Origin of the sequence: Massilimicrobiota sp. An142, assembly GCF_002160725.1 — a bacterium.
GTDB lineage: Bacteria > Bacillota_I > Bacilli_A > Erysipelotrichales > Coprobacillaceae > Allocoprobacillus > Allocoprobacillus merdigallinarum.
The window spans coordinates 1-15,071 of sequence record NZ_NFLD01000044.1; the positions used below are offsets into that span (position 1 = coordinate 1).

A 15,071-nucleotide genomic window follows, 5' to 3' on the forward strand; every position below is an offset into this window, starting at 1 on the left:
TGAATATTTCACTTTAAAAATCGAATAGTATTACTTGTTTGATGTCGTCATCACACCTGTGTGATGACGATTTTTCTTTTATTTTTGTTTTTCTTTGTAAGCACTAAATAATAAAGTCTATTTGTAAAGTTGATTGAATTGATAAGATAGATCCTATAATTTAACGGGAGGATTTAAATAAATCTTTCAGTTTTATTTTTATATAAAATAGATTTAACTATAACCTTACTGTAAAATCAGAATTTCATTATTGATCAGATTCATCGGAATAACTGGTCAGAATAATCAGAATGTTAGGAACAATATTGGTTGATTAGGAATATCGGAATAATTGGTCAACTTGAGCAGAATGTATATGACGGGTGGCGAGAGCCACTCTGTTCGCTATATGAGAGCCACCACCAAACCGCTAGTTAGAGCCACATCGTCCGATAAGAGAGCCAGTCCATACAGACTGGCTTCTTAGCTATTTGAGTTTTGAATATTCTTCTCTCATGGAAGTACCTTCCAGTAATATTTTATAAGAACTATTGATGATTCGATCTAATATTGCATCGGCTATCGGTCCACCACCAAGTTTTTGATACCATCCTTCAGGTGTCCATTGGCTGCAAAGTATCGTTGATTTTTTATTACATCTCAATTCCATGATTTCTAGAATGCTGTTGACTTCTGTTTCATTTACTGATGATAATAAAAATTCATCGATGATAAGTAGATCAAGTTTTCCCAACTGCTTCATCATCTTGCGATATGTTCCTTGAATTCTGGCTGTTTCTAAATCCATAAGCAGTTCTGGCAAACGAATATATTTTACACGTTTTCTTGAACGACATGCATGGACACCTAATGCATTTGAAATCCAGGTCTTCCCATAATGTAAAGCTTTACATTATGGAAATTATGTAAAGTTAGAAATAATGTAAAGTAAGTTCTAATAAGCACGTTTTTATACCGTTTCTTATTGATTTACTTTACATTATTTTTTTATGTTCGGATAATATTTCTGTAGATATATTCACAGAAAGGAGCGTTAAATTATGCATAATAACGATTTAACAATCAAGGCTTGCATTGAAAAAATATTGGAGACAATGCACGATCTTGGTTATAGTAAGGGAAATATTGAAGCATATGAACATAGCTATAATACTTTCCTTAAGTTTTGTAGTCAAAATAATTACACATATTTCAGAGAGGAGATTGCATTAGAATTTTTAAAACAAACATATGGTTTGGAATTAAAATGTCTTGTGTATGATAATGTGAATACAAAGCATTATCGATGGAGACTTAGACACTTACGTGTTCTAAGCGAATATAGCCGAAACCAGATATTTATCTCCAAGTTTTCTAAGTTTCATAAACCTGTAGAAAAGGATGATTATTGGAATAAGCTATATACATTGTTCATGAATCATTTAAAAAATAATTGTGATTACGCAGATTCCACAATCAGAAGCAAAGAACTTACAATTCGTACTACGATGAACTTTTTGATTCAGTTGGATATTCATTCCCTTGATGAAATCAGTCCTAAAATAATCAATAAAATTATTTCCAAGTTTATTCATGAATCTTCAAAATCAGTCACTTATCGAATAAGACATCTCAAACAGTTTTTCACATTTTGTTTTGATAATAATCTATGCAGAAATGATATTTCTTCGATAATACCACATGTCACTATACCACATGCGGCTTATTTGCCAACAAGCTGGAGTGCTGATGAAGCCAGGCAATTGCTTGATTCTATCGATAGAACCAGTTCAACCGGCAAAAGAGATTATGCAATACTGCTTATTGCATGTCGTCTTGGATTACGCGCCTGTGATATTTGTAGATTGCAGCTTGAAGATTTCAACTGGGAAACCAAGGAAATCCATCTGATTCAAAAGAAAACACAGAATGCCATCGTATTACCTCTTCTTAATGATATTGGTTGGGCTGTGATTGATTACATAAAAAATGGAAGGCCTAAAACAAGAGATTCACATCTATTTATTAGAGCCATCCCTCCTTATAATGCATTGGCAGGATCATCTGCAATAGAGAACATATTTACTTTTAGAATCCATAATGCAGGATTGCGAATCCCAAGAGGGAAAAACTGTGGTATTCATTCATTAAGACATACTTTAGGCAGCATTCTTCTTGAAAAAGAAACACCATTGCCGATTATCAGTCAAATATTGGGGCATCAATCAATTAAATCAACTTCGACATATCTTAGACTAAACATGAAAGGTCTGGCAGAATGTCCTATCGATCCAGATAAGGTATTTAACAATGAAATATGAATATGGAAGTGTATTGGCTCCCATTATTAAATCATTTCTAGATATGAAACATGGACTAGGATTCAAGTATGAAAGTGAATGTAAATTGCTTAGAAGAGTTGATCAATCAGCATTGATTCATGAATTAGATGATGTTGTCCTGACAAAGGAATTCGTCAACGACTTTATAAAAAAGCATGCCAATGAAAAAGATATTAACATTACCTCACGTGTTACAATCATTCGTGAACTTGCGAAATATATGAACAGTCAAGGATACAAGGCATATATAGTACCACCATTACCTCGAGGAAGCTATCATTCAACATTTGTTCCTTATATATTTACAAACGAAGAATTAAGGAAGATTTTTCTGGCTGCCGATCAATTTGCATCAACTCCATCTTTAGATAATCAGTATTATCATCAAAGAGATAAGTATCCTGTTATCTTAAGAATTCTCTATAGTACGGGTATGCGCATTGGAGAAGTTTTACAATTAAAAATAAAAGATATCAATTTTGAAACAAATGCTTTCATGATTCAGGAAGCCAAGAACAATAAAGATAGGATAATACCAGTTCATCCCGTAACGATGAAATATCTAAAAGATTACATCACCAAAAAATGCATATTCGATAATGAACAATATATTTTTACTAATAGAGATCATCTACCTATAACGACACGAACTGTTTATGGCATTTTCAGAAAGATATTGCATATTGCCTGTATTCCTCATGGTGGAAAAGGTAAAGGCCCTACAGTTCATTCATTTCGTCATACTTTTTGTGTTCATAGATTAAGGGATTGGGTGATATGTGGAAGAAATATATCGGCTCTATTTCCATATCTTTGTGCCTATATGGGGCATGCAGATACAAGATGTACAGAATATTATTTAAGACTTACAGCCGAGCTGTATCCAGATATCGTTATAAAGTCGGAAAAATATTTTAATGAAGGAGCTGATAGAGATGAATGATACAAAAAACTTTCAGTATTATATCAGTAAATATTTTACTACATACTTGCATGCAGAAAGAAACATGAGCACTCATACAATTGCATCTTATGCAGATACCTTTAAGCTGTTTTTGAAATATTTTGAAAATGTACTTCAAAAAAGAACTGATAAAATAACGTTGGATGACATTACCAGAGAAAATATTATAAATTTCCTTGACTGGCTAGAAAATGAGCGTCATGTGAACATTTCATCAAGAAATGTTCGATTATCTGCAGTTCATTCGTTTGTCAGATATATTCAGCCAGAAGATCCTGAACATGTTTTTGAATATAAGAAAATATTAAACATCAAAAACAAGAAATACAAAACAGCAGATATTCCTTATCTTAGTGTCAAACAAATCAAAGCCATTATTAACGCAGCAGATACTACAACACAGCAAGGATTCAGGGATAAAGTTCTATTAACAGTATTGTATGATACTGCAGCTCGTGCTGATGAGCTTATACATTTGACCTTGAATGATGTAAGGTTGGATAAGCCAGCAACTATAACATTGACAGGTAAAGGCAATAAAGTAAGAATCGTTCCAATTATGGGAAATACAGTTGAATTATTACAAAAATATATAAGTTTACTAAATAGCAGTTCCAAATATCAACCATATCAAAGATATCTTTTCACAAACAGAAGTCATAATATCCTAACTCGTGCAGGGATAGGATATATCATTGAAAAATATGTCAGGATAGCTAATGAGGATGGAACAATTATTAATCTTAAAGTGCATCCACATACTTTTAGACATTCTAAAGCTGTCCATCTTCTAGAATCAGGTATTGAACTCATTTATATCAGGGATTTCTTAGGGCACTCGAGTGTTAAGACAACAGAAATATATGCAAAAGTATGTACAAAAAACAAGAGAGAAGCTCTTGAAAAGGCATATGAAAATATTACAGATACCTGCTATCCTGATTGGAATGATGATAAAAATCTAATGAACTGGTTAAATGAGCTAAGCAGTATAAATAAATAAAAAATAATGTAAAGTAAATCAATAAGAAACGGTATAAAAACGTGCTTATTTGAACTTACTTTACATTATTTCTAACTTTACATAATTTCCACATCCTGACGCTCCAGCTATTACGACATTAAGCCCTTCTTCAATATATTGATTGGTTGACAGTTCTTCTATCAATGCCTTATCGATTTTTCTTTCGGGTTTATAATTGATTCGTTCCAGACATGCTGTAGAATCATAAAAGTTTGCATTTCTGATATTTCTTTCAATCGTATGATTCACTCTTGAATCATATTCTAAATCTACCAGTAACGTAAGTCTGTCATCAAAACTCATTTTCTGGTACTCGGGTTTCCCTTTTTGATCTTGATATGCCTCTGCAAATTTAGACAATTTCATTTTCTTTAATTTCTCTATTGTTTGCTCACTCATTTTTTGTTTCCTCCATAATATTCTTCGCCACGCACATATGCATGGCTTGTATCAACTTCAACCTGTTTTCTATTTTTATTATTTTTATATTCTATATCTTGACCAGATTCTAAAATCAATCTAATATTTTTAAATGAAGGTTGTGTAATGTGTTCAAGCGCCAACTGACATGCATTTTCCAACCTTTCCGCACTGTATTTATCTGAAAGTTTCAGTAATGATATACAACTTTTATAAGACTGCTCCTCAACCTTATATCTACTGATAAGTCTATGAATGACTTCGTAAGTGTTTTTTCCAATCCCTTTTGCCCATTTTTCAAATCTTTCTTTATTCCATTCAAATAGCTTATGGTTTTCGGGCATATGATCATTGTTGGTTGAATATTGATTGGCACGACCATGAAGTCTTGCATGACTGCATATGCGTGTTCCTTTATAATAAATCTCGACAATGCTATTTGTCTGTCTGACTTCGACTCTCTTACCAACATACTCATAAGGAACAGAGTAGTTCATCTTATTAACCTGAATGTGATAGTTCATCTGGACTGTTGCCATTTTCCATTCGCTCAGTTCAAATGGTTCAGGTGGTAAAGGCATCATGAATTCTTTTTCTTCCTCTTCATATACACTCTTGCGTGATCCTTGTCTTTTTTGGAACGGGTTGTTGTTAAATTTATCCAGTTCTATGGAAATCGCCTTATTAAGAGAATAAAAGCTGAAGAATTTTCTGTTGCGTAATCTGCCTATAATATAATTGGTGACATTACCAACAGTTCCTTCGACCGCAGCCTTGTCTTTAGGCTTTTTTACTCTTGCAGGTACAATAGATGTATCATAATAATCTGCCATTTCCTGATATACTTTATTGATCACAGGGTCTTCATACTTTTTATGATGAGTCACACCTGTTTTTAAATTATCAGGTACTAAAAGCCTAGTCACACCATCAAAATAATTATACATTTGAATATGACATTGAATCCATTCCTCCTGTTTCATACTTTTACACGCATAAACATATGTATACATACTGAATGGTAAAGTTGCAACAAAAAGATATGCTTTTGTGACTTCACCTGTTAATCGATCATATACATTCATGGTGCTGCCACACCAGTCCACCATGACTCTATCACCAGGTTTATGATTAATGTGCATGGTCAATTTATGCTTCTTAACATAGTCATTGTACAGCTTATTGAATTGAGTGCGATGATAATAGGGAAGTTTTGCATCGGTACATGACATAACATATTCTTCCCATAATCCTTTAAGAGTTGTACCAGGTTTTAAAAGTTCCTTATGGACATATTCAAAATCTGGTATCTGTTGAACAGGAACATACTTTTTTTCAGGGAACAAAAGTTCATCAAGAGAGCTATCATCCATTGTTTGAAACTGAACCCAGCTCAACCCAGTCTGATCGGCAGCTTTAAACACTTTACTAACAGTATTGCGTGACAAATGTAACGAGGAAGCAATCGATCTTTGGCTTTCGCCTTTAAATCTCCTTTCTAAAATTCTTTTGATTTCTTGCATAAAAAACACCTCCTATAAGTTTGCAAGGTAGATAAAAATATCTACAAATTAATATTACAACTTATAGAAGGTGTTTTCGATTATTTAATTTTATTATCAAGTGGCTCTCATAGCGAAATAGGTGGCTCCGAAAAACGGACAGGGTGGCTCTCAACAGTGATCAGCATGGCTCTGTTGCACCGAAATATTCAAGCAGAATAATCAATAGCAGATGCCATACTTGATAGAATAGTAACGTCTTCATATACTATTCATATAAAGGGTGACAAATCAATGAGAATACAAAAAAGGGTTAATAAAAAGATGCCACTATGGTCAAATCTATAATGACTATTTTATCATCACACTAGTGTGATGACGTCATCAAAAGAGTGAAACAGTGTCATCTTTTCAGTGAGATACTCAAAATTCTTACTTATATTCAAGTAGAATTTGATTGCCTATATAATGAGTAACAAATTATGTTTTATTAAAATTGATAATTAATTTAATTTTAAATTTTTGTTCTTTTGAAATATCAATTATACAATGATATTGAGATAATATAGAATATAAATTATTTTTAAATTCTTCTAAATTTAAATTAACATATGGAATAATACATTGAATAATAAGATTATTTGCTATCATTTTTGACTTTATTGCTATAATTTTATATTCATCTTTTTCTATGAATTGGATTTGTTTTTCACTAATATCTAATATATAATTAAAAAAATAGAATTGAGTATTAAAATCTATGATGTTAATTTTTTCATCCTCAATTGTAGTTATGCATTCAATATGATTGCTTTTAAAACTATTTAATCGCATATTTAATAAATAATTAAGAACAATAGAATTTGAATAAATTGAATTAAATTCTTTATATGTTTTATCCATAAGTGCATTTAGCTCTATTTTAGCACATTCAAGATCTTTATTGTTTAACAAGCGATAAATATCAGAGTATGAATGAATAAGATCATGTAAAAAATTAAAGTTATATAAATAGTGTTGACTCATCAAACTGAATTTTTGATCCAACGCTTCAGATTTATACTTTTCAATTTTAAGATCTGTTTCGACTTTGTGAGTATTAATTATCATAATAAAAATAACAATGGTCAGTAAATAGGATACTATACATAGAATTATTATAATTCTATATTGTCGAGGATAATCTTTAAATACATGGAGATGTTGATCTTCTGCAATCATCAATAATATTGTAATTACGGGTACAATAAATATTAACCAGCTATACTTAGGAAGGTTATTGAATTTAATGTATTTTGATATTTTAATATAAGATACTGTAAAAACGCAAAGCATAATAAAAGAAATAATTAAGCCTAATAAATGTGAATATGTTAAAATGTTTGAAGGTATTGAGAAATTGAATACATTGCTTAAAATAAATCCAACCAAAATTTCTGAAAAAATTTGAAATGTAAAAAAAGGAATCAATACAAAACAATGTGTAAGAAGGCGCCCCGTATATTGAATAAAAATATAAAATGTATAGATGATTAAAACAAATAGTGCTTTATTAGAATTAATACCATTGATATTTTGTAAACAAATTGAAAAATAGGTCAATATAAAAATAATATATTTAATGTTATGATTATATCTTAATGTTAGAAAATTATGGGCAAGATAGTTGAATAATGATAGAGATAATAAGTCAAATATGAATATCAAAATCACTTTAAAAAACTCCTTGTAAATATTTTGTGAATTCTATTTCTAAAGTATGTTTACAATTTCTAGACAATGGAATAGTTTCATCAGTTATAAGATATATTTCATTTTTCCCAAATGCACTTATATGTTCTAAATTAACTATAAATGACTGATGTGAATATGAAAATCCATATTTATGTAACTTTTGATACCAATACTTTAAGGTGTAAGGAGTAGGATATATTTCGGTAGTGAGAGTATGAATGTATGTTTTTCTATTAAGAACTTCAACATATAGTATATCATTGTAATGTATTTTTTTATTAGCAATTTTCTCATCGTAAAAACCAAGATACTTTTTTAAATATTTTTCAACAATATTTTCCATTTCAATATTAAAAATTTCTTGAGAAATAGGCTTTAAAAAATATCTATCTGCATGTATTTTATATCCTTCAATTGCATATTTAGAGTAATTTGATACTATGATAATTCGACATTCATGATATATATTATTTAACTTTAAACCAATATCTATTCCATTTGTATTTTTTATTTGAATGTCTAAAAAAAGAATATCATAATCTTTAATAATATTAAAAAGTTCTTGAGTAGATGTACATATTTTTATTATATAATCTAAATTTTTTTGATTAAAGTAATGGTTAATGCATGTTAATAATTGTTTAATGTCATTTTTATCATCATCGTAAATAAGTATCTTCATAACAGTACACCCCTTTATTATGATTAAATAATAACAAATTATTTAAAAATATAAAATAGTATTTAGGAATGTTTAGAAAAATATACCTCTAAAATCATGTTTACAATACTGAATATGGTAGCAAAATACATGATGTTAAATATGAAATTGTTAAAATTTAGATAAATAATAATTGAGATTGCAAGGAAGATTGAAATGAGAAGAAAAAGTAAAAAACGACAATTATATCAATTAAGATTATTGCTATTATAGGGATTATTATAAATTTATGGTTAATTCTATGAGTTTATCAGTTGAATTGTCTAAAGAGATAGATTGTACTGTGAAAGATAATTTTGAAACAATGATAGAGACTAACAAATATTCTCCTGGAATGTATGAAGATATAAATTTCATCTTTTCTGTATCCGCTCACCATGCTTTTGAATATACAGTTGATAATAATTACATTAAAAAATAAAGCATATATATTTATAGCATGTTTTACATTGAACAGTATGAAGATAATGGAAATTCTATCAATGGATATTTAGATTATATGAAAGTAACAATGAAGAAAAATGGTAATCAATATAAATTAGACAAAGTCTGGACACCTAACGATGGAGATCAATATCAAACATCATTATTAAAAGAATTCCCTATTAATACATGGAGTCGAATATTGTTGACGGGAGATAGATATAGACTTAAATTGGTTAAAGAAGGTAGGCAACAATATGAAGAATATATACTGGACAACAGTAAAAAATAATTAAAATGAAAAATTAAAATTAGAACTTTTTAAATCTTATATTTGTTTATGTTTATTTATTAGCTTCCTCAATTGAGTTGTCATTAATTCAATGACCTTTAATTCATTAGATATTATAAAATTAATGAGATATGAAGTCAAAATAGATGTCAAGCATATAGTCATCAGACTAAAAAGTGCTGAGAAATTTTTCGGACTTCATAATCTTACCAAAGATGAATCATACAGTGAAGAAAATATCAAGCTTCGTATTTTCAATAATGATATTGCTTTTCAAAATACTGTACAAAAAACAAAACCTATAATATATCACTATCAGGGAAATATCAAAAAATCAAAAATGATAACAGGATTTCGTGTCCTGTATGTCCATTATATGTTTGAAATGGGAATATTGCCCAAGAATGCATCTCATAAAAGTAAGGTGCATTTTTTTTGAAGGAGGATTTAAGATACATGGATCAAATAACAAAGGAAGCAACTCTATTATGTAAAAAAAGAAGAGTCAATTGTCAAGAATAGACTGGAATCACTTATTAAGGAACAAAAGTGTGTCTACAACAAAATCAGATGTTGTAAAAATCCTGATACAAAAGAGAAACTTCAAAGAGATGTGTATAGTCTTTCCAAAGAAATTAAGGAATTACGAAAGGAGGTGAGGCTTTATGAAGGGATAGAAAATCGTTCATTGAAGATGAGAGACATTATGAAATCAATGAATGAAAGACAAAATGATACACAATTCAGCAGCTTATATAGAAATGCAGAACGATAAATGATAAAATGTAAAAAGACTATTAACAAGAAAGAGGAAACCATATAATGATATTATTTGTTGATGAAACTGAATGTGAGGATTATTTTATTGTTGCTGGTTTATTGACCGTATCTAAGTCTATGACAGATATGACCTATAAAAGATTTAAAAAAAAGATTAAGACTATGAAGTTATCTGAAAAAACTAAACAACAAATATTTTTAGAATTTAAGGGTGTTCTATTAGATAGACATTATCAGAAAATAAAGATAAAGATGTTAAAAGAACTCAATGATATGAAATACAATGTGTATTTTGCTTCATACATTAAAAAGGATAAGTCATTTAAACAGGAAGACAAAGAAAAACAGTATATCCTTCTGTTAAGTAAAATTGTTAATTCAATTGATCAGGATATATCCATCATCTTTGATACATTTAATAAACCAGACTTTGAAGACAATATAATCAATACTATAAAATTACATTCTAATGTTTTATCAATTATTCCGTGTGATTCTAGAAATGAGCCAGGATTACAGTTTGTAGATAATTTATGCAGTGTAATTAGGCTAAATAAATCAAAAAAGGAAAATGATTTCTATTCTCTTATTGAGAATAACATTATTGAAGTTTGATGAACAAACTACACAAACATTATGTTGACATAACTTAACAATAATGGTATATTTTAAGTAGAAAAAGAGTATATTCTTTATGGGTATGATTTTCTGGCGTCTCGTCGCTGGATGTGCAGATTGATGCGGAATCATACCTTTTTTCTTTAGGTAATTTAAAATAACTTGCGGTTGTGGGTTTTTGGATTATCAAAAAATAAAGAAGTTCTGATAAAAACAGAACTTCTTTATATGTATCTTAGATTTTTAATGAGAATATCATGCCTTATTCATCTTGTGATATTTTAAGTATTGTTGATATGTGTGTGACTTTTAAAGCATTCAATCTTAGTTTTAAAACAAGTATATATAAAAGCATTATTCCAAGTATAAACAGTATCATTACTAATGATTCATCAATGCCACATACATAGGTAATAAGACATTCAATTATTGGTAGTGTAAGAAAACATAGCAATATTTTGACTTGTTTTTTTAAATATAGTTGTTTCAATAATGATAATGGAATTCCTAATGAATACATGATTGAGATGTTTTTTTGGTTTTTCTTCATATTTTTCAAGATATCATAAAACAAAAAGCATATGCTCATCACAAATAATAAGATTTCTACAATGACAAAGATAATATGATAAAAATGAAATTCTTTTTGTTGAATTATCCACTCTGTAAGAATACTGTGGTAGACTGATATGTTTTTTTGATTGCTGTATTGCTCATATACCTGATCGATATCTCCATCAATGATGATTTCATAGGATAAAGTTTCACTGGTTAATAGATCATACTGAGTTGGATATTTTAAGGAATAAGGGGTGTCTTTTAATTTATTGATCATATAATCATATGAGTAATAAATCTGCATTTGATTGACATCCTTTTCTTCAATGATTTCTTTGATAATGAATGTTAGAGGGTAACTTTCTTCTTGTAACTGATAGGATAATTCAATAGTTGAACCAATTTCCTGTTGCAGAGCTTTAGCAAGCTTGTCATTGATAATAATTTCATTATCATGAACTCGTGAAGCATCAGGACATGGATAAACATTGACTTTTTTTAGTTGATGATTGATTTCTAAAGGTTGGAAAGGAATCAACAGATGGTTATTCGCTATATCTTTTAGAGAAGATGTATAATCTGTAATATATAGGCTTCGATAATTAAGGGCATCATGACCATGTTCCTGCATGAACAAAGAATAATCAATTTGTACACATACAATCTCTATAAGAATGAGACATGTTAGTATCAATGACATGATGGTCATCTTTTTATGAAATATCTTATGGAAATAATAGCGAATAGATTGTTGATTGTAATTTTGTTTTGGGGATATTTGAAGTTTATCGTTTTGTGATGATGAAATGCAATATAGTTGGTAATCTTTTATTTCATAGCAGTAATCACTATATTCCATCATCAGCTGTTTTTCATGAGATGCAACAATGACAGCACAATGGTTTGAAAGTTTTTTTAGTAAATCCAGAACAATTTTTTTATTTTCTATATCTAACGATTCAGTTGGTTCATCACAGATAATAACTTGTGGTTTTTGCATAAGAGCTCTTGCAATACCAACTCTTTGTTGCTGACCAGCAGAAAGTTCATATGGATAATGATCTTTGATTTCCTGCAAGCCTAATTGCTGCATGATTGAATCCATAGAAACATCTTCATTATATATATCTTCTAACATCTTTAAGTTTTCATATACTGTCAATTCATTAATAAGTTCATAGGTTTGAAAAATACTTGTTATATGAATATCCTTATCTATAATTCTTTGACCACTATCTATCTCTTCATAACCAGCTAAAATATTAAGTAATGTTGATTTTCCACTCCCACTTTTTCCACATAAAAGATAAAATCCACAATTTGAAAAATCAAAAGATAGGTTCTGAAAAACGATATGATTTCCAAATGATTTATGAATGTTTTGAAGTGCAAGTTGCATAATAATAAACCCCTTCTATGATGATAATGAGAGTTGCTGTAATAAAGGAAGTCAAAAGGTATGATAAAAGACTATGTGATGAAAGAAGTGGATAACCGAATTGAGCGGCAATAGTATTCATTAAATTGTAGAGAATTGTAGAGAAAATCATCTGTAAAGCAAAAGCAGTAAGTAAACTTAACCCAATAATGATTCCATAAATGATGAACGGCTGATAACCATAATGCTTATAAATATAAGTTTCTTTTCGATAACGTTTTCTATCGAAAAATAGTATTAGAATATAGATGACTGTCAATGCAAATAATCCACCACCAACAAGCAAATAGAAATAGAGAGTTTGGTGATTTTCAGTGGCCTGCTCATCAGCTAGGATGGAATCTGTATAAACAACAAATTCACTTTTATTACTGTTTAATGTTTGATTGATATTTTCAGCAATGGCTGTTTCATCCTCTTGGACATCACTGATAAAAGATACATAAAGATATTTGACTTTATCCTTGTTAGTAATATGGTGATCACTTAATAAATCTTCCATCGTTCCTTCTTGTAAAAAGATCATATAATCATCTTTGTTTTGAGCATAAGCAATGCCTACAATTTTGAATTCTTCAGATAGACCAGGGCTATTCATATTCAAGACTTCTTCCGTGCCAATGAGCTGTTCCATGCTATCTAAATGTTTTGCCTTATAAAGTTCTAAGGCAAGATTTTGTGAAATGACAACCTCTCGATTGTTTTCCGTCATTCTTCCTGCTAATAAATCTATTTGACAACCTTTAAACAGTTGATAAAACTGGACTTTGAATCCATAATCAGAAAAATGAACTAAATCAAGAACAAAACCATACTCTCCATCTTGAAATGTTTCAATATTTCGATAATCCATGTATAAAGGAATATCTTTTGGAAAAGATTGGCCACTTTCGCTTTCATACAGTTTGACATCATTTTCTAATATGGATAAACATGTTTGATAAAAATCTTTATTTTGATCTTCTGGTTTCATTGTTGATATAGCTTCTCTTATATCATCAATATACATTTCCGGATAAAATACAGAATTAAAATTCACTTGTGCTGCTTGCCAACCAAACTGGTATCCTATGACACCATTGATATTGTCCTTGACAATTTGAATATCTTGATCATCATATAAATCACCAGTTTTTGAGGACATCTGATGGTCTCGACTTTGGGTAATAATGAGATTATCATGTGTTTGCCATTTTCCATTTTGATGAATCATCTGATCTAGAGAAGGGAACAAAGATACACCAACAAAGACAAAACATCCAATCAAAAGGATAGATAATATCTTAACCAGTAAAGATACATATCTTGTCTGAATTGTCTTTATAATCATAGAAAAATGTTCTTTTATATGATGTAAAGAAATATCTTTTTTTAGGATTCTAGGTTCATCTTGATAATCGTAATTGCTATCTTCAATAATACCTTTTCCCATATGAATAACATGTCCAGTGTATTCATCTAGGAGGGCTAATTCATGAGTCACAATGATAACACCTTTTTTGAGTGAGACTTCTTTCAATAATTCCATAACAAGATGACTATTTTCATAGTCAAGAGCTGAAGTTGGTTCATCACAAATAAGATAATCACAATCTACCAGTAAAGAACGAATAATCTGTATTCTTTTTTTCTGACCTACTGATAACTTTTTAACTTTAGAGTCCATAAAATCATTTAATTCAAAATGTTTTAACATATCTATTATTTTTTTTGGATCATTATTAACCAATAACAGATTATCAAGTACACTCATGTTTTCTATGAGATTGAGATTTTGTTCGACACATTCAACAAGGCCACAGTTTTCAACTTGTCCTTCATAATCTGTATCTTTGCCAGATATGATATTTAATAGTGTTGTTTTTCCACAACCACTTGGTCCTATGATATATGTTATGCCATAATTTGGAATCATTAAATTAATATCTTTTAAAGCATGAATAACATTGTTTTTATTATGATAAACTTTTGTAATTTGAGTTAATTTCATTCTATGCACCACGCTTTCAATAATTCTATTAATATTTTATCAAAAATAGAATTATTATACTATTTATTTTGTTAAAATATAAAAATATATATTATATTTTTGTTTATGACTTATTAGCTGTATAATATATGGCTAATATGGAGAAATAAAAACTATTTTTTATTAAAAATCTAACCCTAGATAAATGTTGGTAACTATATTTAAAATATATTGATTATATGGTCTTAAATGAAAATTCATTTGTAAAGTCACTATATCTTAGCTCACACATGGAGTTCATGATCTT

At 29.3% G+C, this 15,071-nt stretch carries 12 protein-coding genes; 5 read left to right on the forward strand and 7 right to left on the reverse strand.

The genetic code is table 11. From position 1 onward, the window contains the following. Positions 1-466: 466 nt before the first annotated feature. Positions 467-862 carry an ATP-binding protein gene (locus B5E87_RS13490; RefSeq protein ID WP_087245704.1) on the reverse strand — a complete coding sequence of 132 codons (396 nt, stop codon included), beginning with the start codon at positions 860-862 and terminating at the stop codon, positions 467-469. Positions 863-1,040: 178 nt separating this feature from the next. Here B5E87_RS13490 and B5E87_RS13495 point away from each other — a divergent pair, with 178 nt between their 5' ends. From B5E87_RS13495 to B5E87_RS13505, 3 genes are read left to right on the forward strand one after another with little or no spacing between them, the layout of a single operon-like run. After that, the gene (locus tag B5E87_RS13495) at positions 1,041-2,300 is read left to right on the forward strand and encodes a site-specific integrase (protein WP_087245706.1); all 1,260 of its coding nucleotides are present in this window, start codon (positions 1,041-1,043) and stop codon (positions 2,298-2,300) included. After that, positions 2,290-3,264: a tyrosine-type recombinase/integrase gene (locus B5E87_RS13500; RefSeq protein WP_087245708.1), complete on the forward strand. Its 975-nt coding sequence runs from the start codon at positions 2,290-2,292 to the stop codon at positions 3,262-3,264. Before B5E87_RS13495 ends, B5E87_RS13500 begins: the two co-directional genes overlap by 11 nt. Beyond that, on the forward strand, positions 3,257-4,288 hold the full coding sequence (locus tag B5E87_RS13505; protein ID WP_158095625.1) for a tyrosine-type recombinase/integrase: 1,032 nt from the start codon (positions 3,257-3,259) through the stop codon (positions 4,286-4,288). Before B5E87_RS13500 ends, B5E87_RS13505 begins: the two co-directional genes overlap by 8 nt. Before the next feature lie 60 nt (positions 4,289-4,348). Here the strand turns inward: B5E87_RS13505 and B5E87_RS13510 are convergent, their stop codons facing one another. The 4 genes from B5E87_RS13510 to B5E87_RS13525 all read right to left on the reverse strand — a co-directional run bounded on the left by B5E87_RS13510 (position 4,349) and on the right by B5E87_RS13525 (position 8,647). After that, positions 4,349-4,708, reverse strand: a complete 360-nt coding sequence (locus B5E87_RS13510) for an ATP-binding protein (RefSeq protein ID WP_087245712.1) — start codon at positions 4,706-4,708, stop codon at positions 4,349-4,351. Continuing rightward, positions 4,705-6,252, reverse strand: a complete 1,548-nt coding sequence (gene istA / locus B5E87_RS13515; protein ID WP_087245714.1) for an IS21 family transposase — start codon at positions 6,250-6,252, stop codon at positions 4,705-4,707. Before istA ends, B5E87_RS13510 begins: the two co-directional genes overlap by 4 nt. 459 nt (positions 6,253-6,711) lie before the next feature. After that, positions 6,712-7,452: a hypothetical protein gene (locus B5E87_RS15120; protein ID WP_143746646.1), complete on the reverse strand. Its 741-nt coding sequence runs from the start codon at positions 7,450-7,452 to the stop codon at positions 6,712-6,714. A gap of 493 nt (positions 7,453-7,945) precedes the next feature. Further along, on the reverse strand, positions 7,946-8,647 hold the full coding sequence (locus B5E87_RS13525) for a LytR/AlgR family response regulator transcription factor (protein ID WP_087245718.1): 702 nt from the start codon (positions 8,645-8,647) through the stop codon (positions 7,946-7,948). A gap of 478 nt (positions 8,648-9,125) precedes the next feature. On the opposite strand from B5E87_RS13525, the gene B5E87_RS13535 reads away from it, so the two are divergent. Further along, positions 9,126-9,401 carry a hypothetical protein gene (locus B5E87_RS13535; protein WP_143746912.1) on the forward strand — a complete coding sequence of 92 codons (276 nt, stop codon included), beginning with the start codon at positions 9,126-9,128 and terminating at the stop codon, positions 9,399-9,401. Positions 9,402-10,223: 822 nt separating this feature from the next. Further along, on the forward strand, positions 10,224-10,796 hold the full coding sequence (locus B5E87_RS13545) for a DUF3800 domain-containing protein (protein WP_087245726.1): 573 nt from the start codon (positions 10,224-10,226) through the stop codon (positions 10,794-10,796). 265 nt (positions 10,797-11,061) lie between these two features. Here B5E87_RS13545 and B5E87_RS13550 read toward each other — a convergent pair whose 3' ends face one another. Further along, on the reverse strand, positions 11,062-12,756 hold the full coding sequence (locus B5E87_RS13550) for an ATP-binding cassette domain-containing protein (protein ID WP_087245728.1): 1,695 nt from the start codon (positions 12,754-12,756) through the stop codon (positions 11,062-11,064). After that, positions 12,728-14,785, reverse strand: a complete 2,058-nt coding sequence (locus B5E87_RS13555; protein WP_087245730.1) for an ABC transporter ATP-binding protein/permease — start codon at positions 14,783-14,785, stop codon at positions 12,728-12,730. The genes B5E87_RS13550 and B5E87_RS13555 overlap by 29 nt, the downstream gene beginning before the upstream one ends. Positions 14,786-15,071 lie beyond the last annotated feature (286 nt).

Excerpts from the sequence above, each read along its gene's own strand:
- B5E87_RS13510 (WP_087245712.1), bottom strand. The coding sequence starts at position 4,708 with ATGAGTGAGCAAACAATAGAGAAATTAAAGAAAATGAAATTGTCTAAA.
- B5E87_RS13505 (WP_158095625.1), top strand. The coding sequence starts at position 3,257 with ATGAATGATACAAAAAACTTTCAGTATTATATCAGTAAATATTTTACT.
- B5E87_RS15120 (WP_143746646.1), bottom strand. The coding sequence starts at position 7,452 with ATGATTGCAGAAGATCAACATCTCCATGTATTTAAAGATTATCCTCGA.
- istA (WP_087245714.1), bottom strand. The coding sequence starts at position 6,252 with ATGCAAGAAATCAAAAGAATTTTAGAAAGGAGATTTAAAGGCGAAAGC.
- B5E87_RS13555 (WP_087245730.1), bottom strand. The coding sequence starts at position 14,785 with ATGAAATTAACTCAAATTACAAAAGTTTATCATAATAAAAACAATGTT.
- B5E87_RS13545 (WP_087245726.1), top strand. The coding sequence starts at position 10,224 with ATGATATTATTTGTTGATGAAACTGAATGTGAGGATTATTTTATTGTT.
- B5E87_RS13550 (WP_087245728.1), bottom strand. The coding sequence starts at position 12,756 with ATGCAACTTGCACTTCAAAACATTCATAAATCATTTGGAAATCATATC.
- B5E87_RS13500 (WP_087245708.1), top strand. The coding sequence starts at position 2,290 with ATGAAATATGAATATGGAAGTGTATTGGCTCCCATTATTAAATCATTT.
- B5E87_RS13525 (WP_087245718.1), bottom strand. The coding sequence starts at position 8,647 with ATGAAGATACTTATTTACGATGATGATAAAAATGACATTAAACAATTA.
- B5E87_RS13495 (WP_087245706.1), top strand. The coding sequence starts at position 1,041 with ATGCATAATAACGATTTAACAATCAAGGCTTGCATTGAAAAAATATTG.
- B5E87_RS13535 (WP_143746912.1), top strand. The coding sequence starts at position 9,126 with ATGTTTTACATTGAACAGTATGAAGATAATGGAAATTCTATCAATGGA.